22 protein-coding genes are annotated in these 23,247 nt (G+C 66.6%); 16 read left to right on the forward strand and 6 right to left on the reverse strand.

Annotation, left to right across the window (positions count from 1 at the left end; translation table 11 throughout):
* Positions 1-100 precede the first annotated feature (100 nt).
* The 4 genes from ACSJDS_RS09720 to ACSJDS_RS09735 all read right to left on the reverse strand — a co-directional run bounded on the left by ACSJDS_RS09720 (position 101) and on the right by ACSJDS_RS09735 (position 4,951).
* Positions 101-2,626 (reverse strand): vWA domain-containing protein, encoded by a 2,526-nt coding sequence (locus tag ACSJDS_RS09720; protein ID WP_473033082.1) that lies wholly within the window; start codon positions 2,624-2,626, stop codon positions 101-103.
* 259 nt (positions 2,627-2,885) lie between these two features.
* A complete protein-coding gene (locus tag ACSJDS_RS09725; RefSeq protein ID WP_473033083.1) occupies positions 2,886-3,647 on the reverse strand; it encodes an ABC transporter permease in 762 nt (253 codons plus the stop codon).
* The gene (locus ACSJDS_RS09730) at positions 3,644-4,582 is read right to left on the reverse strand and encodes an ABC transporter ATP-binding protein (protein WP_473033084.1); all 939 of its coding nucleotides are present in this window, start codon (positions 4,580-4,582) and stop codon (positions 3,644-3,646) included. Before ACSJDS_RS09730 ends, ACSJDS_RS09725 begins: the two co-directional genes overlap by 4 nt.
* A gap of 90 nt (positions 4,583-4,672) precedes the next feature.
* Positions 4,673-4,951 carry a peptidylprolyl isomerase gene (locus tag ACSJDS_RS09735; protein ID WP_473033085.1) on the reverse strand — a complete coding sequence of 93 codons (279 nt, stop codon included), beginning with the start codon at positions 4,949-4,951 and terminating at the stop codon, positions 4,673-4,675.
* A gap of 401 nt (positions 4,952-5,352) precedes the next feature.
* On the opposite strand from ACSJDS_RS09735, the gene ACSJDS_RS09740 reads away from it, so the two are divergent.
* The 8 genes from ACSJDS_RS09740 (at position 5,353) to ACSJDS_RS09775 (ending at position 12,765) form a co-directional block, all read left to right on the forward strand.
* Entirely contained in the window at positions 5,353-5,613 is a 261-nt protein-coding gene (locus ACSJDS_RS09740; protein WP_473033086.1) for a hypothetical protein, read from the forward strand.
* A 133-nt stretch (positions 5,614-5,746) separates the two neighbouring features.
* Positions 5,747-6,283: an S-ribosylhomocysteine lyase gene (gene luxS / locus ACSJDS_RS09745; RefSeq protein ID WP_473033087.1), complete on the forward strand. Its 537-nt coding sequence runs from the start codon at positions 5,747-5,749 to the stop codon at positions 6,281-6,283.
* 158 nt (positions 6,284-6,441) lie between these two features.
* Positions 6,442-7,578 carry a methyltransferase gene (locus tag ACSJDS_RS09750; protein WP_473033088.1) on the forward strand — a complete coding sequence of 379 codons (1,137 nt, stop codon included), beginning with the start codon at positions 6,442-6,444 and terminating at the stop codon, positions 7,576-7,578.
* A 202-nt stretch (positions 7,579-7,780) separates the two neighbouring features.
* Entirely contained in the window at positions 7,781-8,215 is a 435-nt protein-coding gene (locus tag ACSJDS_RS09755; RefSeq protein ID WP_473033090.1) for a GFA family protein, read from the forward strand.
* A gap of 152 nt (positions 8,216-8,367) precedes the next feature.
* Positions 8,368-9,315, forward strand: a complete 948-nt coding sequence (locus ACSJDS_RS09760) for a TAXI family TRAP transporter solute-binding subunit (protein WP_473033091.1) — start codon at positions 8,368-8,370, stop codon at positions 9,313-9,315.
* Between the two features lie 73 nt (positions 9,316-9,388).
* Positions 9,389-10,387, forward strand: a complete 999-nt coding sequence (locus ACSJDS_RS09765; RefSeq protein WP_473033092.1) for a hypothetical protein — start codon at positions 9,389-9,391, stop codon at positions 10,385-10,387.
* Entirely contained in the window at positions 10,342-11,739 is a 1,398-nt protein-coding gene (locus ACSJDS_RS09770; RefSeq protein ID WP_473035014.1) for a TRAP transporter permease, read from the forward strand. The genes ACSJDS_RS09765 and ACSJDS_RS09770 overlap by 46 nt, the downstream gene beginning before the upstream one ends.
* Positions 11,740-11,841: 102 nt before the next feature.
* On the forward strand, positions 11,842-12,765 hold the full coding sequence (locus ACSJDS_RS09775) for a M20/M25/M40 family metallo-hydrolase (RefSeq protein ID WP_473033093.1): 924 nt from the start codon (positions 11,842-11,844) through the stop codon (positions 12,763-12,765).
* Between the two features lie 10 nt (positions 12,766-12,775).
* Here ACSJDS_RS09775 and ACSJDS_RS09780 read toward each other — a convergent pair whose 3' ends face one another.
* On the reverse strand, positions 12,776-13,897 hold the full coding sequence (locus ACSJDS_RS09780; RefSeq protein ID WP_473033095.1) for a site-2 protease family protein: 1,122 nt from the start codon (positions 13,895-13,897) through the stop codon (positions 12,776-12,778).
* Positions 13,898-14,104: 207 nt separating this feature from the next.
* Between ACSJDS_RS09780 and ACSJDS_RS09785 the strand changes: the two genes are divergently transcribed.
* Positions 14,105-15,073 (forward strand): YbgA family protein, encoded by a 969-nt coding sequence (locus ACSJDS_RS09785; protein ID WP_473033096.1) that lies wholly within the window; start codon positions 14,105-14,107, stop codon positions 15,071-15,073.
* Between the two features lie 61 nt (positions 15,074-15,134).
* Here the strand turns inward: ACSJDS_RS09785 and ACSJDS_RS09790 are convergent, their stop codons facing one another.
* Positions 15,135-16,001: an SDR family oxidoreductase gene (locus ACSJDS_RS09790; RefSeq protein WP_473033097.1), complete on the reverse strand. Its 867-nt coding sequence runs from the start codon at positions 15,999-16,001 to the stop codon at positions 15,135-15,137.
* A 184-nt stretch (positions 16,002-16,185) separates the two neighbouring features.
* Here ACSJDS_RS09790 and ACSJDS_RS09795 point away from each other — a divergent pair, with 184 nt between their 5' ends.
* The 7 genes from ACSJDS_RS09795 to ACSJDS_RS09825 all read left to right on the forward strand — a co-directional run bounded on the left by ACSJDS_RS09795 (position 16,186) and on the right by ACSJDS_RS09825 (position 23,243).
* Entirely contained in the window at positions 16,186-16,767 is a 582-nt protein-coding gene (locus tag ACSJDS_RS09795; protein ID WP_473033099.1) for a hypothetical protein, read from the forward strand.
* Positions 16,653-17,360, forward strand: a complete 708-nt coding sequence (locus ACSJDS_RS09800; protein ID WP_473033100.1) for a hypothetical protein — start codon at positions 16,653-16,655, stop codon at positions 17,358-17,360. The genes ACSJDS_RS09795 and ACSJDS_RS09800 overlap by 115 nt, the downstream gene beginning before the upstream one ends.
* Positions 17,361-17,368: 8 nt before the next feature.
* Positions 17,369-18,775 (forward strand): hypothetical protein, encoded by a 1,407-nt coding sequence (locus ACSJDS_RS09805; RefSeq protein ID WP_473033101.1) that lies wholly within the window; start codon positions 17,369-17,371, stop codon positions 18,773-18,775.
* Positions 18,772-19,887: an ABC transporter permease gene (locus ACSJDS_RS09810; protein ID WP_473033102.1), complete on the forward strand. Its 1,116-nt coding sequence runs from the start codon at positions 18,772-18,774 to the stop codon at positions 19,885-19,887. Before ACSJDS_RS09805 ends, ACSJDS_RS09810 begins: the two co-directional genes overlap by 4 nt.
* Positions 19,884-21,146: an ABC transporter permease gene (locus ACSJDS_RS09815; protein WP_473033103.1), complete on the forward strand. Its 1,263-nt coding sequence runs from the start codon at positions 19,884-19,886 to the stop codon at positions 21,144-21,146. The genes ACSJDS_RS09810 and ACSJDS_RS09815 overlap by 4 nt, the downstream gene beginning before the upstream one ends.
* A 76-nt stretch (positions 21,147-21,222) precedes the next feature.
* Positions 21,223-22,206 (forward strand): ABC transporter ATP-binding protein, encoded by a 984-nt coding sequence (locus ACSJDS_RS09820; RefSeq protein WP_473033105.1) that lies wholly within the window; start codon positions 21,223-21,225, stop codon positions 22,204-22,206.
* Positions 22,206-23,243 (forward strand): ABC transporter ATP-binding protein, encoded by a 1,038-nt coding sequence (locus ACSJDS_RS09825; protein WP_473033106.1) that lies wholly within the window; start codon positions 22,206-22,208, stop codon positions 23,241-23,243. Before ACSJDS_RS09820 ends, ACSJDS_RS09825 begins: the two co-directional genes overlap by 1 nt.
* The last annotated feature ends 4 nt before the right edge of the window (positions 23,244-23,247 follow it).

The raw sequence follows: 23,247 nt of genomic DNA on the forward strand, positions 1-23,247 counted from the left end.
GGGCGCTCCAGATGTTGAAAGGCGGCGACCGATGATACTCGTCTGCATAAGGTGACGGTAGTCGGGAACGCGCCCAGCAATCCACCTGTGCCCATGAGGCTTACTGCACCTCCAGCGGGGTGGTGGCAAGCACATCACCGCTGTCCGTGGCCCGGTAGCGGATTTCGTAGCTACCCGCCGCGGACGGTGCAAAGAGCTGAACCGGGCTGCCTTGAGAGGCACGTGCATCCCGCACCGCATCATCGCCCGGGTCGGCGCCGGATTCCACGATCTCGATGAGGTCTTCAAAGCGCCCAGGGCCGGAAAAACTGACTTCCACGACGCCGCCGGCTTCCACGGGGGCTTCTATCGTCAGAGTGACATCGGTGCCCCCCACGCGGATGGGAATGGCCGCCAGGGTGCGGTCCGAGTCGTTAATGACGTAGCGTATCTCGTAGTCTCCCTCGCTGTCGGGGGCGGTGAGGGTCACGCTGTCGCCGGCGGCGCGGCTGCTGGCGCTGCGACTATCGCCGCTATCGCCCTCGGGGGCATCCGGCGCCACGATGGCGATGTAGTCCCGGCGGTTCTGCGGCCCCTCCCAGTGCACCTCGAAATCCGCGCCCGGAAGCACGGTGTCGGGGGCTTCGAGCGACGCCGCCACCGGTGTCAGGGTCAGTTCCTGGGCGGCGAGCACGCGACGGCTGTCGCGAATCACGTAGCGCACCTCGTGGGGGCCCAGGGCATCCGGTGCTTGCAGGGTGACCGGCTCACCGCTCTCCGATACGCGAGAGGTGGCGCGGCGCCCATGGCCGGTGTCGTCATCCGGCGCACCCGCCGCGACAATGGCGATATAGTCGTTGCGGTTGACCGGGCCTTCCCACTCCACTTCAAACTGTGCTCCGGCGCCGACTTCCTCGGGGGCCGAGACCGAGGCTTCCACGGGGGTCAGCGTCACTTCCTGGGAAGCGAGCACGCGACGGCTGTCGCGAATCACGTAGCGCACCTCGTGGGGGCCCAGGGCATCCGGTGCCTGCAGGGTGACCGGCTCACCGCTCTCCGATACGCGAGAGGTGGCGCGGCGCCCATGGCCGGTGTCGTCATCCGGCGCACCCGCCGCGACAATGGCGATGTAGTCGTTGCGGTTGACCGGGCCTTCCCACTCCACTTCAAACTGTGCTCCGGTGCCGACTTCCTCGGGGGCCGAGACCGAGGCCTCCACGGGCATCAGCTCGATGTCGTGACTCGCCAGCGTCGCTTCGCTTTCGCGATGCACGTAGCGCAGCTCGAAGATGCCGAGGGCGTCGGGCATCTGGATGGATACCGTTTCATTGCCGCGGACCCGGCTGCTGGCACGGCGCGAATGTCCCGATGCGCCCTCGGGGGCTCCCGGCTCCACCACGGCGATAAAATCGCGCTCCTCTTCCGGGCCGTCCCAGCTGACCTCTACCGTGGAGCCGGCCGGTGCGCTGTCGGGCGCATAGATGGCAGCGTCTGGGATGTCCCGCTCGAGGGCGATGACGACGTCGCGATCCTCGTCAAGCGTGGCGGTCACATGGCCCTCGCCGCTCATCTTGCCGCGCTCGGCGATCACACGATATTCGCCAGGTTCGAGATGCAACGGCGTGAAGCCCGCTTGATCGCTATGCAACTCCAGCGTCGACTCGGTGGTGACATCGAGTAGGGTCCAGTCCACGCCTGTCAGCTCTGCCCCGGTGTCGGCCTCCTCGGCATGCAGCATCAGCGTGGCCTGTGTCTTGGCCATCATGATGTCGATGGGGTCATCGGTCTGCGGGGTGATCTCGAACTCGGCGGCTCCGGCAAAGCTATCGGCTTCAGCTTCGACACTGTAGCCGCCGGGCATCAGCTCGAGGTCGATGATGCCCCGACTGCGTCCGGCATAGGCTTCCTCGCCTGCATCGCTGGCAACATCCCACTCTACGAGCCGGACATGCTCCTCGGGGCTGCGCTCATCAAGCGCACGCAGCTGCACGCGGATCTTGCTGGGTACGGGGATGGAAAGCTCGTTGAGGGCCTTGCTGAGCTCAGCCCCGGACTGGGTAGTGAACAGCTGTCCACCGGTCTGCTCCGGCACGCAGGAGAGGGTCTGCACGGCCTCCTCCTCGAGCGCAAAGCCAACCACATGGGCACGGATGTTGATCCCCTCTGCTGCCATCTCGGCCGCCAGCGCACAGGGGTCGCCACCGCAATTTTCCAACCCGTCGGTCACCAGGATGATGTCGGCCGCTTCTGCAGTAAGCGGAATCTGTTCACGGGCCATTGCCATGGCGTCCGTCAGCGGCGTCATGCCCTGCGGATTGAGCTCCCGAACGGTCCGGGAAATTTCGCCGCCCTCGTAGGTTCCCAGCGGGAGCACCGATTCGATGTCGTCGCAGTCACCGCGCCGGGTATGCCCGTAAGCCACGAGCCCGAAAGGCACGCTGGAATCGCGGCTCTCGGCGAACTCATCAATGACCTCCCGGGCAACCTCGATACGCGACTTGTCATCCTCGAGTCGGGCCCACATCGACCCCGAGGCGTCGAACACCATCAGACTGACCCGATCATCGGCCAGTGCCGGCGCCGCCATCCCCCATGAGGTGGCCAGGAGGGCTGCGGCGAAGAACGGATTCCATGGCTTAGCGCGCATTTTCGGCTCCCGCGAATTCATGATTGTTGCAAGGCTTGGCCCGGTTTGGCCTGCCTGGGTTCGAGCGATTTCCCGTGGCAATACAGTGTAGGGTGGCGTGATTGTTGCTCCCATGCCCCCTGCAAACGGACAGGATGACGTTAACTAACGCATCACGTTTGGAGAAGACTGCGCAAGATAACGGCATGCATCGCCCCTGACCCGCGCTTACCATGCATGAGGTCGACCGGAAGGGAGTTCCCGATCTTCGAAGCGCTCGTCACGGTTTCAGTTTGTAGCCGCTCTTGAAGATCCAGTTCACCACGGCGAGCGAGACGCCAAGGAACAACGCTACCATTCCCAGACTCGCCCAGATGCTGACGTCCCCCATGCCGTAGAAGCTCCAGCGAAAGCCGCTGACCAGATAGACCACTGGGTTGAGCAGGGTCACTGCCTGCCAGAAGGGTGGCAGCATGTCGATGGAGTAGAAGGTGCCGCCGAGGAAGGTCAACGGGGTGATGATCAGCAGGGGGACCAGCTGCAGCTTCTCGAAGCCGTCGGCCCAGATGCCGATGATGAATCCCAGCAGGCTGAAGGTCACGGCCGTCAGCACCAGAAACAGCAGCATGACCAGCGGATACTGGATGGTGAAGGGCACGAACAGCCGTGCCGTGCCGAGCACGATCAGCCCCAAGATCAGCGACTTGGTGGCGGCTGCGCCGACATAGCCGAGCACGATTTCGAAATAGGAGATCGGGGCCGATAGAATTTCGTAGATCGAGCCGGAAAAGCGCGGAAAGAAGATGCCGAAAGAGGCGGTGGCCACGCTCTGGGTCAGCAGCATCAGCATGATGAGCCCCGGCACGATGAAGGCGCCGTAGCTCACGCCCTCCACCTCGCTGATTCGTGAGCCAATGGCGGCACCGAACACGACGAAGTAGAGTGATGTAGAGACCACCGGTGAGACGATACTCTGCAGCACGGTGCGCAGGCTGCGGGCCATTTCGGCCAGGTAGATGGTCTTGACCGACTGCAGGTTCATGCGTTCTCCCGAACCAGGCTGACGAAGATATCCTCCAGCGAACTCTGTCGCGTATGCAGATCCTTTACCTGCAGGCCGGCCGCCTCCAGATCGGTGAGCAGTGCCGAAATTCCTGAGCCTTCGCCCGGCTGACTGGCATCGTAGGTGTAAACCAGGGCATGGCCCTCCTCCACTAGGGCAAGCTCATGGTTGGCGAGGCCGTCGGGAACCGCGCTCAGCGGGGTGTCGAGGTGCAGGGTCAGCTCCTTGCGGCCAAGCTGCTGCATCAGGGTGCGCTTCTCTTCCACCAGAACCAGCTCGCCCCGGCGGATCACGCCGATGCGGTCGGCCATCTCCTCGGCTTCTTCGATATAATGCGTGGTGAGAATGATGGTCACCCCCTGGGCGCGCAGGCCGCGAACCACGCTCCACATTTCACGGCGCAGTTCCACATCGACACCGGCGGTGGGTTCGTCGAGAAACAGCACCTGCGGCTCGTGAGCCAGCGCCTTGGCGATCAGGACGCGTCGCTTCATCCCGCCCGAGAGTTCGAGCAGGCGGTTATCTCGCTTGTCCCACAGCGTCAGGGCACGCAGCACCCGTTCGATATGGGCCGGGTCCTTTGGCTTGCCGAACAGCCCGCGACTGAAGCTCACCGTGTCCCAGACCGTGGTGAAAGCCTCGTTGGTCAGCTCCTGGGGCACCAGGCCGATCAGTTCCCGGGCGCGTCGATAGGCCGCCACATTGTCATGGCCATCGACCCGCACGCGTCCGGCGCTGGCATTGACCAGCCCGCAGATCACGCTGATCAGGGTGGTCTTGCCGGCCCCATTGGGGCCGAGCAGAGCAAAGATCTCGCCTCGGCGAATCGTCAGATCGATGTTCCTAAGCGCCTGGAAGCCTCCGCTGAAGGTCTTCGACAATCCCTCGATGCGGATCATCGCGGCATCATTCAAGAGTGGGTCCTCCACGATCGCGAGCATCGGCACACCCCCACGCCGCCCCACTTGGCGGGCTCGACATGGGGGTGTACCACCCGGCAGCGATCAGCTGCGGCTGGTGATTTCCAGCAGGTGGTAGCCGAACTGGGTCTTGACCGGCCCATGCACCTTGTTCAGCTCGCCAGAGAACACTACCTCGTCGAACTCGCGGACCATCTGGCCCGGCCCGAAGCTGCCGAGTTCGCCGCCCTGTTGACCCGATGGGCAGGTCGAGTTCTCCCGTGCCACCTCGGCGAAGTCACGCCCGCCCTCGATTTCGGCCTTGAGGGCCTCGCATTTCTCCTTGCTGCTCACCAGAATATGACGTGCGCTTGCCTTGGCCATGAGGCGCTCCTTGATGATGGGGGCGTATGCCATTGAAGGGAGAGGCGAGGATAGCACGACAGCCGGGGGTGGCGAGCTCGTTTGGGGGGCTGTCTGCTACGCTGGATGCACGGTGGCCGGGGCGACGCTCATCGCCTGGCGTTACAACGGGAGCGTATCATGAACGGATGGAAACTGGCCTCACTGGGGGCACTGCTGATGGTGGGGCTTGCCCTGCGCCGCTTCTGGCTGATCGCCTGGCGGGTACCCTAGACGGGGAAGAGCGGCAGTGGTACATCCTCAAGGAGGGGGGAGTCCAACGCCACCTTCACCGACCTGGGAGGCATCTACAGCGTCGATATCCTCGGGGTGGTCGACCCGACTCCTGGCGTACCCGCGACGGCTTCTCCATCAGCCTCAGCGTGGCAGATGGTGAGCTGGTCGACTTCGACGTGGTCCACCTCATCAGTGCCACGGCGATGCCTCCCGTCTACACCGCGGAGGATGCCGACGTCAGCCTCCACCTGGAGACCTTCAGCGTGGAGGGCAACGTGGCCCATGTCGCCGGTCGCGTGGAGGGTACCCTGGCGCTGCAGGAGTCGCTTGGCGAGCCGCCGAGCCTGGCGCAGGGGATCGACGTGGCGGTGGACTTCGATATCGAGGCCCGCAAAGTCGAGTTCTGAGCTATAGCCACTGCCCTGGGCCATTGCCGACGAGGGCACCATCCTGCCCCATGATCTGGTATCGTGGGGCGCCTGCGCTATGGTGCGCGGGTCGCATCACCAATGCCTGCATTTTTCTTACAGGAGTCCTGTCGTGCCCCTACTGGACAGCTTTCGCGTCGACCATACCCGCATGCAGGCACCCGCCGTCCGGGTTGCCAAGACCATGCAGACCCCCTCGGGTGACCCTATCACCGTGTTCGATCTGCGCTTTTGCATTCCCAACCGGGAGATCCTTTCGGAGAAGGGCATCCACACCCTGGAGCACCTTTTCGCCGGCTTCATGCGCGAGCACTTGAACGGCCCGGAGGTCGAGATCATCGATATCTCGCCCATGGGGTGTCGTACCGGCTTCTACATGAGCCTGATCGGCACGCCGTCCGAGCGGGCCGTGGGAGACGCTTGGCTGGCCGCCATGCGGGACGTCACTCGGGTGCCGAGCGCCGATCAGATTCCCGAGCTCAACGAGTACCAGTGCGGCACCTACACCCTGCACTCCCTCGAGGAGGCTCAGGCGATCGCCGCCGATATCCTCGAGCGTGGCGTGACCGTCAACAGCAACGAGGAGCTCTACCTCAGCGAGGCGTTTCTGAACGAGGCCGAAGCCACTTCGAGCCACAAGGCATCGTGATCCCTCATCGTCGGCTGGCGAGCCGTTATCGCGCCAGCCGGCGCATCGTTGCGGCGTGCCCCGAGGCAGTGTCTGACATAATGGAATGATCCGGTGGTAGCCACCCCTGTCGAACGCTTTCGGCGGCTGACCGAGCTGCTGGCCGAATGGCGGCCGCTTTGGCAGCCGCTGCCCTTCCAGTATCACCGGCCACCCTGGGGGAGGCGTTCCCCGCCCTGGTCGAGGCGCTGCTGGCGCTCAGTGACGACGACAGCGAGCGGCTGCAGCATTCGCCTTTCCATGATTCGCCGTTGGCGGCCTGGCTGCCCGTCGCCGAGCTGGCGCAACAGGTGAGTCTCCCGGCGTTGACAGCGACAGGGGCGGCGCTACCCCAGGCGTGGTCCTGCCATGTGGGTGGCCGCAAATGGCAGCAGATCGAAGCCTTCGTGGCCCACACTCCCAGCGTGCCCGGCCAGGCGCTGCTGGAGTGGTGCGCGGGCAAGGGGCACCTGGCCCGCACTCTGGCGCGATGGCATGACGGCCCGGTCACGGCCTTGGAGTGGCAACCCTCGCTGTGCGTTGAAGCGCGTCGGCTGGCCGACCGGCAGGGCGTGGCGCTGGATGTGCGCCAGCAGGATGTGCTGGCCGGGGATGCGGCGCGCTGGCTGGGGCGGCAGACCCATGCGGTCGCGCTACACGCCTGCGGCGACCTGCACCGGCGCCTGCTCGAGCTGGCGGTGAGCCGCGGCAGCGCGGTGACCCTGGCGCCCTGCTGCTATCAGCGCACCGCTGACCAACGCTACCGGCCCATGTCCCGACAGGGGCGCGAGCTTGTCGATGCCCTCGGGTTGACGCTATCCCGGGAGGATCTTGCCCTGGCGGTGCAGGAGACCGTGACCGCCCCGCGCAACGTCCGGCTCAACCGCGAGCGCACCAACGGCTGGCGGCTCGGCTTCGACCTCCTGCAGCGCAAGATCCGCGGCCAGGATACCTATCTACCGGTGCCCAGCCTGGCCTACGGCCGGCTGCCCGAGCGCTTCGCCGATTTCTGCCGCTGGGCGGCCGACCAGAAGGGACTGACGCTGCCCAAGCGCGTCGATTGGGCAGCCCTGGAGCGGGCGGGGCGGCGGCGTCAGCGCGAGGTGTCGCGCCTCGAGCTGGTGCGCCACCTGTTTCGCCGCCCGCTGGAAGTCTGGCTGGCCCTGGATCGGCTGCTGCGCCTCGAGGAGGCCGGCTACGAGGTCGAACTCGGCACCTTCTGCCCCCGCGATCTCACGCCACGCAACCTGCTGCTGCGGGCGTCCTTGCCCCGTTGAGGCTCGCTGCTTCATACCGTCCCGCCACCGCTGCCTGTCCGGCCGTCTCTCAGGCCGCTTTCTCCCTCCTCGCGTCTTCCTCGAGCGTCGCGTACGGGCGTCGTGCACGGGCGATGGCGCTGTTCGTCGGCAAAACCGGCCCGACCCACTACACTAATACAGAATCATTCTCGTGCTCTGTAGAGGATGCAGGAGGTGGAATATGGGACAAGCGCAGCAGTACCGCGGCAGCTGCTTCTGCGGCGCCGTGCAGGTGCAGGTTACTGGGGAGCCGGAAGGCATGGGATATTGCCACTGTGACTCCTGTCGGCGCTGGTCGGCGGGTCCGGTTAACGCCTTTACGCTGTGGCGGCCGGATGCCGTCGAGGTAGTCGAGGGGGCCGAGCACCTGGACAGCTACAGCAAGACACCGGCCAGCGTTCGCAAGTGGTGCACGGTTTGTGGGGGACATGTCCTGACCGAACATCCCACGCTGGGACTGATCGACGTCTACGCGGCCGTGATGCCGGACTTTCCCTTTGCGCCGGGCATTCATGTGCACTATCAGGAGTCGGTGCTCAAGATAGCCGATGGGATCACCAAGATGAAGGACGTGCCGGCGGCAATGGGCGGCTCTGACGTGACCCTCGATGACTAGTACACCCATGTCCCGACTGGTCGGCGAACTGGCCCCGTTGCCGATCCGCCAGCGGGATCTAGAGAGTGCAATGCTGGGAGGCAGGCGAGGTGTAAGCAGGCAGGGGCCGCAGGAAGCCTTGTGTCCTATCGACCCTTCGGAAGGAGGCTGCCATGAAGCGACTCACCATAGCTCTCCTGGCGCTGGCACTCGCGCTCGTCGCGCATCATGCCACCGCACAGCGCCAGTTCCTGACCATCGGCACCGCCAGCGTAGTGGGCATCTACTATCCCGTCGGCGGGGCGACTTCCCAGATCATCAACCAGGCCGATATCGGCGTGCGAGCCACGGTGGAGGCAACCGGCGGCTCGGCCTTCAATGCCCGTGCCCTGGCCGCGGGCGAACTGGATATGGCGCTGGCCCAGTCCGACGTGGTGTTCCAGGCCTATGAGGGACAAGCGGGCTTTGAAGGCGAGGCCGTGCCGCAGCTACGCACCATGATGGGGCTCCACGCCGAGCCGCTGCATCTGGTCTGCGACCGCGACGCCGGCATCGGCAGCGTGCGCGATATCCTCGGCAAGCGGGTCAATATCGGCAACCCCGGCTCCGGCATCCGCTTCACCGTGGAGCAGGCGCTCGAGGCGCTGGAGATCAGCCTCGACGATATCGATGCTTACAGCCTGACCGCTCCCGAGGGCGTCGATTTCCTGCGTGATGGACGGGTCGACTGTTTCTTCTACACCATCGGTATCGGCGGCGCGGCGCTGCAGGATATCAGCACGACTCAGGACGTGGTCTTCGTGCCCATGGATGAGCCCGAGTTCGAAGCGCTGGTCGAGGAGTTCCCCTATTTCGCCTTCACGGAAGTGCCGGCCAACACCTACCGGGGACAGGAAGAGGACATCACCCTGTTCGGGGTGAAGGCGCTGTTCGTCACCACCACCGACCTCGATGAGGAGGTGGTCTACAGGGTCACCAAGGCGATCCTCGACAACCTGGAGGACTTCACCCAGATTCACCCGGCCCTTAATTTTCTGACCGCGGAGGACTTCCTGACCGGTCTCGGCGCGCCGCTACATGATGGCGCCGAGCGGGCCTACCAGGAGGCGGGCCTGCTGTAGGGGCTGCCCAGTGGGTATTCGCCAGGGCCTTTGGACAGGCCCTGGCGTCCGTTTCCTGAGCATGGGGTGGCGCATGGTCGAGAAGCCGCCGCCGAATCGGCCGAACAGCGCATCAAATGGAAAAACGTCGCCCCAGGCCGATGCGCATCGGCGGCTCGATGATGAGGCGGCCGCTCAGGCGCGTCGGCTGGTCGAGGAGTTTGAGACAGGTGCCCGCATCCCCAGTGGCGCGCTACTCTGGGTCATTGTGGCCTTGGCGCTGGCCTGGTCGCTGTTTCAGCTCGGCGTGGCCAGCGTGCTGGCGGTAGACGTGGTGATCCAGCGCGCCATCCATGTGTTCTTCGGCGTTACCCTGGCGTTTCTGGTCTTTCCGGCGATACGCGGTCGCCAGCGGCCGTCGCTTTTTCAGCTGGCGATGCTCGGCGGCATCAGCCTGGGGGTCGGCTATACGGCTATGATGCTGCTGTCGGTGGTCACACCGCTGACCGTACCGGGCTGGCTGGCGGTGGGGGTCGGGGTCGCGCTATGTGCTGCGGTGCTGGCATCGCTACGCCTGGAGCAGGTGCATCGCGTGCCCTGGTTCGACTACCTTTTCGCCCTGGTGGCGGGACTGGGCGCGCTCTATCTGGTGTTCGACTACCAAGGGCTACAGGCCCGCCAGGGGCTGGCGATCACCCGAGAGGTGTGGATTGGCCTGCTGTTCATGCTGCTGCTGCTGGAGGCCACCCGCCGCAGCCTGGGCCCGGCGCTGGTGGTGGTCGCTGGTACCTTCTTCCTCTACCAACTGGCAGGGCCGCGCGGTGCCATTCCCTGGCTCGCCGATTGGATGCCCGATTTGCTGGCCCATCGCGGTGCCAGCCTGGCCCGGGCGATCAGCCAGCAGTACGTGACCACCGAGGGGATCTTCGGGGTGCCGGTAGGGGTCTCCACGGCCTTTGTGTTCCTGTTCGTGCTGTTCGGCTCGATGCTCGACAAGGCCGGGGCGGGAAGTATTTCATCGACGTCGCCAACTCCTTTCTCGGCCACCTGCGCGGCGGCCCGGCCAAGGCCGCCGTGGTGGCCTCGGGGATGACCGGGATGGTCTCGGGCTCGTCATTGGCCAATGTGGTGACCACCGGGACCTTTACGATTCCGTTGATGAAGCGTACCGGCTATCCGGCCCACAAGGCCGGTGCCTGCGAGGTGGCGGTCTCCACCAATGGTCAGCTGATGCCGCCGGTGATGGGGGCGGCGGCCTTCATCATCGCCGAGTTCGTCGGCGTGCCCTATATCGAGGTGATCCAGGCCGCGGTGATCCCGGCCTTCGTGGCCTATTTTGCGCTCTTCTACATCATGCACCTCGAGGCCCTGAAGCTTGGCCTGCACGGTATTCCCCGACCCGAGCTACCGCCGCGACTTCAGACTTTCATCGGCGGCCTTCACTTTCTGATCCCGGTAGTGGTGCTGGTCTACTTCCTGGTCATCGAACGGCGTACGCCCGGCTATGCGGTGATGACGGCCATCGTTACCTTGGCGGTGTTAATGGTGGTACAGGAGCCGATCAAGGCCTATCTGCAGGGGCGTCCCCTGCTGCCCGCCCTACAGCACGGTCTGATCATGCTGTTTCACGGTCTGGTCTCAGGGGCGCGCAACATGGTAGGGATCGCCGTGGCGGTGGCGACAGCGGGGATCATTGTCGGCTCGGTGGGCCAGACGGGGGTGGGGCTACGGCTCACCGAGATTATCCAGATTCTCAGTGCCGCCATGGCCAGCGGCATCGGCACCTTCACCCTGCCGGTGGTGGACTTCTTCGGTGGCAACGTGGGGACCTTCGACACCACCACGCAGTTCGCCATCGTGCTGTTGATCACCGCGGTGGCGAGCCTGATCCTCGGCCTGGGGCTGCCGACCACGGCCAACTATGTGGTGATGGCGACCCTCACCGCGCCGGTGATCTACAATCTGGGCAATGAGTTTGGCTTCGGCATTCCGCTGTTGGCGGCGCATCTCTTCGTGTTTTTCTTCGGTATCCTCGCCGACGATACGCCGCCGGTGGGGTTGGCGGCGTATGCGGCGGCGGGCATCGCCCGCAGCAACCCGATTCGTACCGGGGTGCAGGGCTTTATCTACGACATGCGCACGGCCATCCTGCCGTTCATGTTCATCTTCAATACCCAGCTGTTGCAGATCGGTGTCGAGGGTTGGTGGCAGATCCTGCATATCTTCGGCAGCGCCCTGGTGGGCATGCTGGCCTTCGCTGCCGGGGTGCAGGGCTTCGTGCGGACCCGCACCATTGTTGTCGAGCGGTGGGTGCTACTGGGGGTGGCCTTCATGCTGATCCAGCCCAACTGGTTCACCGATATCCTGGGGGTCAGCCTGTATGGCCTGGTCTACCTGTCTCAGTGGTATCGGCTGCGCCGGCCTAGGGGCCGACCTGATGGATAAGGAGGTGCCCGGTGTGTCCAACAGACGGGTTATCACGGCGCTGCTGGGGGGCGCTGGCCTACTGCTGCTGGTCGTGCTGGCCTTGGGTGGGGGTACTGGCTGATGTTTCAGATGCCGGGCAGCACCTTTCGCGGTACGCCCCCGCCGCTGGATACCCAGGGCGAGGCCGTCCGGGAGCGGCTGTTCGGCCATGTGCGCACGCTCTCCGACGAGATCGGTGAGCGCCACTACTGGCGCCCCGAGGCGCTGCATGCGGCCGCCGATGCCATCGAAGATGCCCTGCGTGGCGCCGGGCATGCGCCACACCGCCATGCCGTGCCTACCGGGGAGGAGACCTTCTACAATCTCGAGGTTCGGCTACCGGGCCGTGATCGGGCCGACGAAGTGCTGGTGATCGGCGCCCACTACGACACCGTGCGCGGCAGCCCCGGCGCCGACGACAATGCCTCGGGGGTGGCGGTGCTGCTCGAGCTGGCGCGGCTGCTACGCGACGCCGAGCTCGAACGCAGCGTGCACCTGGTCGCCTTTGTCAACGAGGAGGCGCCCTTCTTCGGCAGCGACGCCATGGGCAGCCTGCGCTACGCCCGTGAGGCGCGAGCGCGGGGCGAGGATATCGTCGGCATGATTGCCCTGGAGATGCTGGGTTATTTCACCGAGGCGCCGGACAGCCAGTCGCATCCGCCGCTGCTCGACCTCGTCTACCCCAGCACGGGCAACTTCGTGGCCTTCGTCGGCAACCTGGCCTCGCGGCGGCTGGTACGCGAGGCCACCGGCGCCTTCCGGGAGCATGCCGAGATCCCCTCGGAAGGGCTGGCGGCGCCGGAGCTGATCCGGGATATCCGTCGCTCCGATCACTGGGCCTTCTGGGAAATGGGCTACCCGGCGCTGATGCTTACCGACACCGCCAACTTCCGTAATCCCCACTATCATGGCCCGGGCGATACCTGGGACACCCTGGACTATGACAGCATGGCGCGGGTCACGCTGGCCCTGGCCCAAGCCGTGGAGACGCTGGCCCGGCGGTAGGGCAGCCCCCTTATCGCTCGACCTCCAGATAGAGCTCGATGGTGCGCAGCAGCCGCTGGCGGTCGATCCAGCCGCTGACGCGGCGGCCCTCCATGACCGGTACCTGGTTGAGGCCGTGCGCGTTCATCTGCTGCAAGATCGCATCGGCCGGGGTGTCGGGGGCGACATGGTAGAGGGTATCCAGGGGTGTCATCACGGCGCTTACCGGTGTCACGGGCCACTGCTCACGGGGAATCTTGCGCGTATCGCTCAGGCTGATCAGCCCCTCTACTCGCTGGGGATCGCCGACCATGGCGGCACGCCGTCCGGCGGGCAGGGCGTGATGGTAGACCCAGTCGTCGAGGCGGCAGTTGGCCTCAATGCTGGGCACGTTCGCCTCGGCCAGATCGCGAGCCACGACCCCTGCGAGCCGCTCCCGCATATCGAACATGCGACTCTGGGCCTGTGTCATGGTGAGCAGGAACCAGGCGATCAGCATGATCCAGAGCCCGCCCACCAGGTTGCCGAATACCAGGATGTTCCACAGTGCCATCCCGAACAGGCCGTAGGCCACTAGCCGACCGCTGACCCGGGCGGTCATGTTGCCCTTGCGCGCATCGCCGGTGACTTTCCATACCAGGGCGCGCAGCACGCGCCCTCCGTCCAGGGGGAATCCCGGTATCAGGTTGAAGATCGCCACCACCAGGTTGATCAGCGCCAACCAGCCCAGGGCCACCGGGATTGGCTCATACCAGTCGGCGGTCAGCTGGGCCAACAGTCCGAAGGCGAGCGCCAGGGCGAAGCTCACCACCGGCCCGGCGATGGCGATCCAGAACTCGTCATTGGCGCGATCGGGGTCTCGGTTCATCTGCGCAACGCCACCAAAGACAAACAGCGTGATGGCGCGAACCGGCACGCCGCGGCCAATCGCCACCAGGCTATGGCCGAGCTCGTGGGCCACGATGGAGGCGAAGAAGACCAGCGAGGTGACGACCGCCGTGCCCACGGCGGTCGTCATCGACCAGTCGGGATGGTGCTGTTGTAAGCCGGTGCTCATGCTCACCACCAGCAAGGCAAAGATAATCAGCCAGCTGATATGCACCTCGAAGCGAATGCCACGAAAATGGCCGATCACCAGTACGGACTTGAACATCGTCGTTGAACTCCTCGTGAAGGCAGGACACCCGTCTCCCCAAGCCTAGTCGACCGAGTTGCCAGGATACTGGTGCCCCGCAGGCCGACGGCCCACCTGGCCTGGCCGGCTCTGGCCATGGCGCCAGGCTATGCCACAATGGCGGCAGGCGCGCCCGGGATAGGCGGCGCGATGAGAGCCGACGCGACGACAGGAGGAAGCGGATCAATGGCAGAGCAACAGGCGTCGTCCCAGGGCATCCCGGTGGGCATCAGCGCCTGCCTGATGGGGGAGCCGGTGCGCTACAACGGCGGTCACAAGCGTTCGCGCTATTGCCTGGAAGTGCTTGGCGAGCGCTTCGCCTTCGAGCCCTTCTGTCCCGAACTCGAGGCCGGGCTGGGGGTGCCGAGGGAGCCGATCCGCCTGGTGGGAGCGCTCGGCGAGACCCCGCGGGTGCGGGGCACCGTGGACCCCAGCCTCGATGTCACCGACAAGCTCGCCGAGGTCAGCCGCGCCTTTATCGAGCGCCATCGCCATCTGCGCGGCTTCATCCTGATGAAGGGCTCGCCGAGCTGTGGCCTGGAGCGGGTCAAGGTCTATCATCACAACGGCATGCCCAGCCACGCCGATTCCGGCGCCTTCGTCCGCGAACTGCGCTGCCACTTCCCGGCGCTGCCGCTGGAGGAGGAGGCGCGCATGAACGATGCCGTACTGCGCGAGAATTTCATCACTCGCGTCTACGCCCTGGATGACTGGAAGCGCCGGGTCGCGCCGGCGCCGAGCTACCACGCCCTGCTGCAGTTCCACAGCCGCCAGAAGTACCTGCTGATGGCCCATCATGTGGAGAGCTACCGCGAGCTGGGCCGCTATCTCGCCGAGGCCAGCAGGCGGCCCCTGGACGAGGTGCTGGCCCACTATCTGCAGCGCTTCATGGCGGCCCTGGGGCGGCCCGCCACCCGCAAGACCCACACCAATGCCCTGATGCACGTGTTCGGCTATCTCAAGGCAGCCCTGGACGGCGAGACCCGCCGGGACCTGCTGGCGGCCATCGAGGAGTATCGCCTGGGCCACGTGGCCCTGGCGGTGCCGATCCGCCTGCTCAACCACTACCTGAGGCGCCACGGCTCGGACTATATCCGCGAGCAGACCTATCTCGACCCCCACCCCTATGAGCTGGGGCTGCGCAACGCCATCTAGGCTCTGCCCGAAACCTGGCTGCGCTCGCCGACTTTTCGGACAGAGCCTTGTCTCTCCGGGCTCAGGGCTGTCGCTCGTCGCGGGTGGCCCGCAGCAGCACCCGGTCCAGCGCCCGGGTGCTGAGCAGGCGCTTGAGGGTGCCGAACAGGTGGGTGGGCAGGGTGACATAGTAGCGCGCCCGGGGGCGGCGGCTCTCCAGGGCGTGGGTCAGCGGCTTGACCACCGCCTCGGGGCCCAGGGTGAAGGCGCCGCCGGCGTCGCTGCCGCCGAGGCGCTTTTCCACCGCCCGGTAGGTCTCGGCGTGGGCGCTATGCTCGGCATCGATATGGGCACGGAAGGCACGGTGGGCGTTCTCTCGGAAGCGGCTGGTGATAGGCCCTGGCTCGATCAGGCTGACGTGGATGCCGGTGCCGGCAAGCTCCTGGCGCAGGGTATCGGTGAGCCCCTCCAGGGCGAACTTGGAGCAGACATAGGCGCCGCGGTAGGGCAGGGCGGCGAAGCCCAGCACCGAGCTGTTCTGCACGATTCGCCCATGGCCCTGGCGGCGCATGGTGGGCAGTACCCGGCAGGTAAGCTCATGGGTGCCGAGCAGGTTGGTTTCCAACTGGGCGCGCAGCACCGCGCGGGAGAGGTCCTCCACCGCGCCAGGCTGGCCGTAGGCGCCGTTGTTGAACAGAGCGTCTAGGCGCCCGTCGGTTCGCTCCAGCACGCTTTCCACGGCCTCGGTGATCGATTCGCTGCAGGCCAGATCCAGGGGCAGCGCCTCCAGGCCTTCGTCCTGCAGCCTGGCCACATCCTGCTCGCGGCGGACGGTGGCGAAGACGCGCCAGCCGCGCTGGCTCAGGGCATGGGCCGCGGCGTGGCCGATCCCGCTGGAGCAGCCGGTGACCAGCACGCACGGTGCCGTCGATGCCTGATTCGCTTCCATACTGTCGGCTCCTGGGTGGGTGGGGCGCGAGGGGGATTGTGCGATGTCACCCGCCTAGTGCAAGGGCCCCAAGCGTTGAATCGGCCACTATTCCCGAAGCGGTCATCTTGCCTAGGGTGTCAAAACGGATTACCCAATCCTACGGGTCAGTGACCCTGCCGAGGCACACTGCAGTGGTGGAACTATGAGGGGAGTCGTACTCGCGGCCAGTCTGCTGCTCTTGGTGGCGGTGCTGGCGGTGGCACTGCGCCCGGCGTTCACTACGCCGGCGCGTCAGCCGCCCGTTGCGGGCGAGGCCAGCGACACCGTCGGCGCGGCCCAGCTCGAGGGCCGCCGCGGGGCCATCGTGGACCAGCTGGTGTTCACCCGCGAGGCGGAGGTGGGCCGAGTCACCGGGCTGATCGAGGCGGGCAGCCATCAGCTCTTCACCCAGGGCATCTCCAGCCCCACGGTGTTCAACCGCCTGCGGGACTCCCTGTATGCCGACTACGACCTCTCCTACGGTACCTCCAGCGAGCTGACCCTCAACCCTGCCGGGCCGGAGCTGGCCGATGGCAGCCTCAATCCCTTCCATGTGCCAGCCGTCCGCGAGGCCCTCAATCGCCTGATCAATCGCCGCCATATCGCCGAGGAGATCTACGGGGGCTGGCGGTGCCGCGCTACCTGCCGCTCTCCACCGCCTTTCCCGACTACGCCCGCCTGGCCGACGTGGCCCGCGAGCTGGAGCTGCGCTATGCCCACGACCCGGATGCCGCCATCGAGGTGATTCACCGGGAGATGGAGTCGCTAGGTGCCCGCTTCGAGCAGGGGCAGTGGCGCTACCAGGGGGAGCCGGTGCAACTCAGGGCGCTGATCCGCACCGAGGACGAGCGCCGGCGAATCGGCGACTACATCGCCAACCTGATGGAGGATATCGGCTTTGCGGTCGAGCGGCGCTACCGCACCGCCGAGGAGGCGTCCCGGCTGTGGATCGCCAGCGATCCCCGCGCCGGTCACTGGCATCTCTATACCGGTAGCTGGATCACCATCGTCATTCAGCGCGACCAGGCCGAGGGGTTCAATTTCTACTACACCCCCCGAGGCCGGGCCGAACCGCTGTGGCAGGCCTATGAGCCGGTGCCGGAATTCGACGAGCTGGCCGACCGCCTGCAGCGCCGCGACTATGCGACCTGGGAGGAGCGCCAGGCGATGATGGCGCGGGCCCTGGAGCTGGCCATGGAGGATTCGGTGCGCATCTGGCTGGTGGATCAGCTCAACGCCTCGGCACGGGCCGCCAATGTCGCGGTCGCGGTGGATCTGGCCGGGGGCTCTCCGGCTCGGCGCTATGGCCCTACACATTGCGCTATACCGACCGGGTAGGCGGTGAGATGGTGTTGGGCACCCCGGGTATCCTTACCGAACCCTGGAATCCGGTGGCGGGCAGCAACTGGGTCTTCGACACCATGCTGACGCGCGCCACCCAGGACCCGGTGGTGATGCCCGACCCCTTCACCGGCCTCGATCTGCCCCAGCGCTTGGCGGCGGCCGAGGTCACCGTGCAGCAGGACGTGCCGGTGGAGCGCACCCTGGACTGGCTGAGCGTGGAGAGCGCCGAGGTCATTGAGGTCCCCGAGGAGGCCTGGATCGACTGGGACGGTGACGCCGGCCGTTTCATGACCGTCGGCGACAAGCACCCGGACGGTATCACGGCGCGAACCCGGGTCCGGGTGACCTATGACCCGAGCCTCTTCGAACAGCGCTGGCACGACGGCTCACACCTCTCACCGGCCGACTTCGTGCTGCCCTGGATCCTCACCTTCGAGCGCGCCGACGAGCAGAGCCCGCTGTTCGATATCGCCCACCTGCCGGTGTTCGAGGCCTTCCAGCGCCATTTCCGCGGCTGGCGCATCGTCGCCGAGGACCCGCTGGTGATCGAGATCTACAGCGACCAGATCTATCCCGATGCCGAGACCATTGTCGCCGCCAGGGCGCCGGTGCCGACCCCCTGGCATACCCTGACGCTGGGCATACTCGCCGAGGCCAGCGGCGAGCTGGCGTTCTCCTCCAATAAGGCCGATCGTCTGCGGGTGGACTGGATGAGCCTGGTGGCCGGCCCAAGCCTGCCGATTCTCGAGCGCCATCTGAGGGAGGCACGCCAGCGCGGCACGCGTCTCTATCCCGAGGTGCTGGCCAAGTGGCTCGATGAGGAGGCGATCGCCGAACGCTACCAGTCGCTCATCGACTGGCACGCCGAGCGTGGCCATTTCTGGATCGGCAACGGCCCTTTCCAGCTGCACTCCGTGCACCCGGTGGAAGGCAGCGTGGTGATGCGCCGCTTCGAAGAGTTCCCGGACCCGGCCGACAAGTGGCTCGGCTTCACCACTCCCATGGTGCCGGAGCTGGCGCTGGAGGGTCCCATGGTCGTGGAGAGCGGTCGCGTGGCGGTGGGGCCGGCGGGTAACGGCCCCCTGGCCGCTGGCGGAGGGGAGGGGCTGGAAGGTGCCGAATTCCAGCTGGCGGTGACCTTCGAAGGAGAGCCCTACCCGCAAGAGGCGATCCAGCAGGTGCAGTACCTGCTGTTCGACGGGCGCGGCGAGCTGGCCCGGCGCGGCGAAGCCCAGGCGCTGGGCGACGGCCAGTGGCGCATACGGCTGTCGCCGGAAGCCCTGGCGGCGTTGGGGGTGGGCGCCAACAGCCTGGAGCTTGCCGTCACCAGCCGGCGCGTGGCGCTGCCGGCCTTCGTCTCCCATGTGTTTGCCACGGTGCCGCCCGGCGGCCTGGAGGAGGCGCGATGAACGATTCGCCCATGGCGCCGCCGCCGCGTCGCGGCCTGCTGCGCGACCTGCGCCACCTGCTGCTGTTTGCCGGCAAGCGCCTGGTGGCGCTGCTGCTCACCGTGCTGGTGGGGGTCTACCTGACCATCGTCATCGCCAATATGGGCGGCCAGGTCGATGAGCTGCGCCTGGTGCAGATCCGCAGCCAGGCCGCTGAAGCGGTGCGCGCCGACCCTGCCTTCCAGGACCTCCCAGCGCAGGAGCGCAACGAGCTGATCGAGCGTCAGGTGGCCCTGGAGGTGGAGCGGCTGCGGCTCGACCAGCCCTTCGTGGTGCGCAGCGTCGACTACCTGCAGCGGGCCATGCGCCTCGACCTGGGGCGCGCCGAGCAGATGCACAGCGACCGCGGCTCCCGTGAGGTCTACGACATCATCGTCGAACGACTGCCGGCCACGCTGCTGCTGTTCGGCAGCGCCAACCTGCTGGTGTTCTTCGTCTCGGTTTTTGCCGCCCTGTACCTGTCCCGACGCTACGGCAGCGCCTTGGATCGCAGTGTGATCGCCCTGGCACCCACCTCGGCGGCACCGGGGTGGTTCTACGGCATCTTCCTGATCCTGCTGTTTGCCTTCGTGGTGCCGGTGCTGCCGGCGGGCGGCATGGTCACTGCCCCGCCGCCGGAGGGGCGCGGGGAGTACGCCGCCAGCGTGCTGCGCCACATGCTGCTGCCGCTGGTGGCGATGTTCCTGTCGTCGATCTTCATCTCCATCTACTCCTGGCGCACCTTCTTCCTGATCCACTCCAGCGAAGACTACGTGGAGATGGCGCGCGCCAAGGGGCTGCCGTCGAACCTGATCGAGCGGCGCTACATCCTGCGCCCGACCCTGTCGCCGATCATCACCAGCTTCCTGCTGATGCTGATCGGCCTGTGGAGCGGGGCGATCATCCTCGAGCAGGTGTTCAACTGGCCGGGGCTGGGTTCGCTGCTGTTCCAGGCGATCGGTCATCGCGACACCCCGGTGATCATCGGCGGAGTCGTGATCTTCGCCTATCTGCTGGCGGTCACGGTGTTCCTGCTGGACATTCTCTACGCGCTGCTCGACCCGCGGGTGCGCATCGAAGGAGGGCGGCGATGATCGGTGAACGCTGGCGAGAGCGCTGGGCAGAGCTGCGTCGCTACCCCTCGGCGCTGGTGGGCATGGCGATCATTGCGGTCCTGGTGGGGCTGTCGCTCTACACGGTGATCGCCATTCCCTACTCCCAGGCCCTGGAGGAGTGGCGCGGCGGCGAGCCCTGGCAGCTGCATCCCGTGAACGCCTCGCCGGTGTGGCTTGACCGGCTCACCGGGGGCCGCGAGGCACGCACCCTGATCGTTGACAGCGAAGGTGCCGACGTGGAGGAGATCCCCTTCGAGGGCGGGCGACGTCTGCGCATTCCCCTGGAGGTGGACTACGCCTATGCCGGCTTTCCCAGCGAGCTGAACCTCTTCCTGCGCGCCGAAGACCACGCCCAGCGGCCCTTCGCGCGGCTGGTGTGGCAGACTCCCGACGGCCGCGAGATCGCGCTGGGCGGGCACCGTATCGGCCGGCAGGATCGTATCTCGCTCTCCCAGGATCGCGCCCTGGAGCGGCGCCTGGGTGGGCTGGTACCGCATATCGGCCTGCTGGCCGACCCCGCGGCGGAGGGCGAGCCCGAGGTCTTGCCTGGCCGCCACCGGCTGCTGCTCGACACCGTGGTGTTCGATGAGACGGCCGGCATCGAGGCCGAGCTGGCGCTCTACGGCCGCGTCCACGGCATCGCCGGCACCGACCACCAGCGCCGCGACCTTAGCCTGGCGCTGATGTGGGGCACCCCGGTAGCCTTGGCCTTCGGCCTGCTGGCGGCGGTGGGCACCACCGTGACCACCCTGGTGATCGCCGCCGTGGGCGTCTGGTACCGCGGCTGGGTGGACGCGGTGATTCAGCGGCTCACTGAGGTCAACATGATCCTGCCGCTGCTGCCGATTCTGGTGATGGTCGGCACCCTCTACTCCACCAGTATCTGGCTGATGCTCGGCGTGGTGGTGGTGCTGGGAATCTTCAGCGCCGGGATCAAGATGTACCGGGCGATGCTGCTGCCGATTCGCGAGGCGCCTTATATCGAGGCCGCCCGGGCCTACGGCGCCGGCAACCTGCGCATCGTGATGCGCTACATGATCCCGCGCATCCTGCCGGTGCTGATCCCCACCTTCGTCACCCTGATCCCCACCTTCGTGTTCCTGGAGGCGTCGCTGGCGGTGCTGGGGCTCGGCGACCCGGTGCTGCCCACCTGGGCAAGGTGCTCAACGACGCCCAGTCCCAGAGCGCGCTCTACAACGGCTACTACTACTGGGTGGTATCGCCGGCGGTGCTGCTGATGCTCACTGGCCTGGGCTTCGCCATGCTGGGCTTCGCCCTGGATCGGGTCTTCAATCCGCGACTGAGGAGTCTGTGATGGGCGAGGCGACCCTGCTGCGTGTGGACGACCTGCGGCTCCACTATCAGACCCGACAGGGGGTAGTGCACGCCGTGGACGGGATCGACTTCGAGCTCAGGCGCAACGAGGCGCTGGTGGTGCTGGGCGAGTCCGGCTGCGGCAAGAGTTCGCTGGCCAAGACCCTGATGCGGGTGCTGCCGCGCAACGTCCATCATCAGGGCGGGCGGGTGACCCTGGGCGACACCGAGCTGTCGACGCTCACCGACGAGCGCTTTCGCCGCGAGGTGCAGTGGTCGCGCATGGCGCTGGTGATGCAGGCCTCGATGAACGCCTTGAACCCGGTGGTCAAGGTGGGCGAGCAGGTCGCCGAGCCGCTGCGGGTGCTGCGCCGCTGGCCGCGGCGCCGTGCCCTGGCGCGGGCCGCCGAGGTGTTCGCCCTGGTGGGCATCTCCACGGACTTCATGACCCGCTACCCCTTCGAACTCTCCGGCGGCATGCGCCAGCGGGCGGTGCTGGCCATGGCGCTGGTGGCCGAGCCGGAGCTGGTGATCCTCGACGAGCCCACCTCGGCCCTGGATGTGCTGACCCAAGCGAGCATCATGAACGCCCTGAAGCGCGTCAAGCGCGAGCTGGGTACCAGCTTCATCCTGATCACCCACGACGTGGCCACCTCCAGCGAGCTGGCCGACCGAGTGGCGCTGATGTACGCCGGGCAGCTGGTCGAGGTCAGCGATGCCGAGCGCTTCTTCTCCGACCCCGCCCACCCCTATTCCCAGATGCTGATGGCCAGCGTGCCGAAGCTGCGTCAGCGCAGCCGACCCCAGGCGATTCCCGGCCAGCCGCCCAGCCTGTTCGCGCCCCCCGGGGGCTGTCGCTTCGCCGAGCGCTGCCCGCACCGCTTCGCGGCCTGCGCCCGCGACCCCAGGGCGATTCGCCTGGCCGAGCGCCACCGGGTGCGCTGCTGGCTGCATGACGACACTCAGGCCGGAGGAGGGGCATGATGGCGATCTCACAAGCTCACGCCGACGCCTCGGCGCCGCTGCTCGAGGTGAGCGACCTGCAGACCTTTTTCGAGCTGCGCCAGTGGGGATTCATGCGTGTCGGCGCCGTGCATGCGGTGGACGGGGTCACCTTCACGCTGGCTCGCGGCGAGGCGGTGGCCTTCGTCGGCGAGAGCGGCTGCGGCAAGAGCTCTCTGGCCCGCACCCTGCTCGGGCTGCATCGCCCCACCCGCGGCGAGGTGCGCTTCGCCGGGCGCGATATGCAGTCGCTCAGCCCCGCCGAGCTCAAGGCCTACCGGGCCGAGGTGGGCTATGTGCAACAGGATCCCTACGGCGCGCTGCCGCCCTTTCTCGATGTGCGTCGTATCCTCGCCGAGCCGCTGATCGTGCATGGGATCAAGGACCGCCAGGAGCGCGAGCGGCGCACCCGTGCGGTGCTCGAGGAGGTGCGACTCTCCCCGGCCGAGGAGTACCTCACCAAGTTTCCGCACATGCTCAGCGGCGGCCAGCAGCAGCGGGTGGTGATCGCCAGGGCGCTGATCCTGGCCCCTTCGATGGTCATCGCCGACGAGCCGGTCTCGATGCTCGACGCCTCGGTGCGGGTCGAGATCCTCAACTTGCTGCGCGCCATTCAGGCGCGGCGCGAGCTGACCCTGGCCTTCATCACCCATGACCTCTCCACGGTGCGCCACTTCGCCGAGCGCATCTTCGTGATGTACGCCGGCCAGGTGGTAGAGAGCGCCTCGGTAGAGGAGCTGCTCGACCACCCTCAGCACCCCTATACCCAGGCGCTGCTGGCCGCCATCGCCGACCCCGATGCGGCCAACGCCCGTCGGCTGCGCGAGGTGCCGGCGGGCGAGCCGCCGAGCCTGATCCAGCCCCCCGGGGCTGTCGTTTCCATCCGCGCTGCCCCCACGCCATGGCTGGGCTGTGCGACCGCGACGACCCGCCCGACTTCGCCCCCGCGAACGCCACCTCTCGGCCTGCTGGCTGCACCGCTGAGGAGCTCGGGGATGCAATGTCCTGCTACGCTTTAGGCAA

Source organism: Halomonas sp. SL18_1, assembly GCF_055755715.1.

Bases quoted from the DNA above. Each gene is read 5' to 3' on its own strand.
- ACSJDS_RS09720 (WP_473033082.1), bottom strand. From the start codon at position 2,626: ATGCGCGCTAAGCCATGGAATCCGTTCTTCGCCGCAGCCCTCCTGGCC.
- ACSJDS_RS09725 (WP_473033083.1), bottom strand. From the start codon at position 3,647: ATGAACCTGCAGTCGGTCAAGACCATCTACCTGGCCGAAATGGCCCGC.
- ACSJDS_RS09735 (WP_473033085.1), bottom strand. From the start codon at position 4,951: ATGGCCAAGGCAAGCGCACGTCATATTCTGGTGAGCAGCAAGGAGAAA.
- ACSJDS_RS09755 (WP_473033090.1), top strand. From the start codon at position 7,781: ATGGGACAAGCGCAGCAGTACCGCGGCAGCTGCTTCTGCGGCGCCGTG.
- ACSJDS_RS09760 (WP_473033091.1), top strand. From the start codon at position 8,368: ATGAAGCGACTCACCATAGCTCTCCTGGCGCTGGCACTCGCGCTCGTC.
- ACSJDS_RS09765 (WP_473033092.1), top strand. From the start codon at position 9,389: ATGGTCGAGAAGCCGCCGCCGAATCGGCCGAACAGCGCATCAAATGGA.
- ACSJDS_RS09775 (WP_473033093.1), top strand. From the start codon at position 11,842: ATGTTTCAGATGCCGGGCAGCACCTTTCGCGGTACGCCCCCGCCGCTG.
- ACSJDS_RS09780 (WP_473033095.1), bottom strand. From the start codon at position 13,897: ATGTTCAAGTCCGTACTGGTGATCGGCCATTTTCGTGGCATTCGCTTC.
- ACSJDS_RS09785 (WP_473033096.1), top strand. From the start codon at position 14,105: ATGGCAGAGCAACAGGCGTCGTCCCAGGGCATCCCGGTGGGCATCAGC.
- ACSJDS_RS09790 (WP_473033097.1), bottom strand. From the start codon at position 16,001: ATGGAAGCGAATCAGGCATCGACGGCACCGTGCGTGCTGGTCACCGGC.
- ACSJDS_RS09795 (WP_473033099.1), top strand. From the start codon at position 16,186: ATGAGGGGAGTCGTACTCGCGGCCAGTCTGCTGCTCTTGGTGGCGGTG.
- ACSJDS_RS09805 (WP_473033101.1), top strand. From the start codon at position 17,369: ATGGTGTTGGGCACCCCGGGTATCCTTACCGAACCCTGGAATCCGGTG.
- ACSJDS_RS09810 (WP_473033102.1), top strand. From the start codon at position 18,772: ATGAACGATTCGCCCATGGCGCCGCCGCCGCGTCGCGGCCTGCTGCGC.
- ACSJDS_RS09815 (WP_473033103.1), top strand. From the start codon at position 19,884: ATGATCGGTGAACGCTGGCGAGAGCGCTGGGCAGAGCTGCGTCGCTAC.
- ACSJDS_RS09820 (WP_473033105.1), top strand. From the start codon at position 21,223: ATGGGCGAGGCGACCCTGCTGCGTGTGGACGACCTGCGGCTCCACTAT.
- ACSJDS_RS09825 (WP_473033106.1), top strand. From the start codon at position 22,206: ATGGCGATCTCACAAGCTCACGCCGACGCCTCGGCGCCGCTGCTCGAG.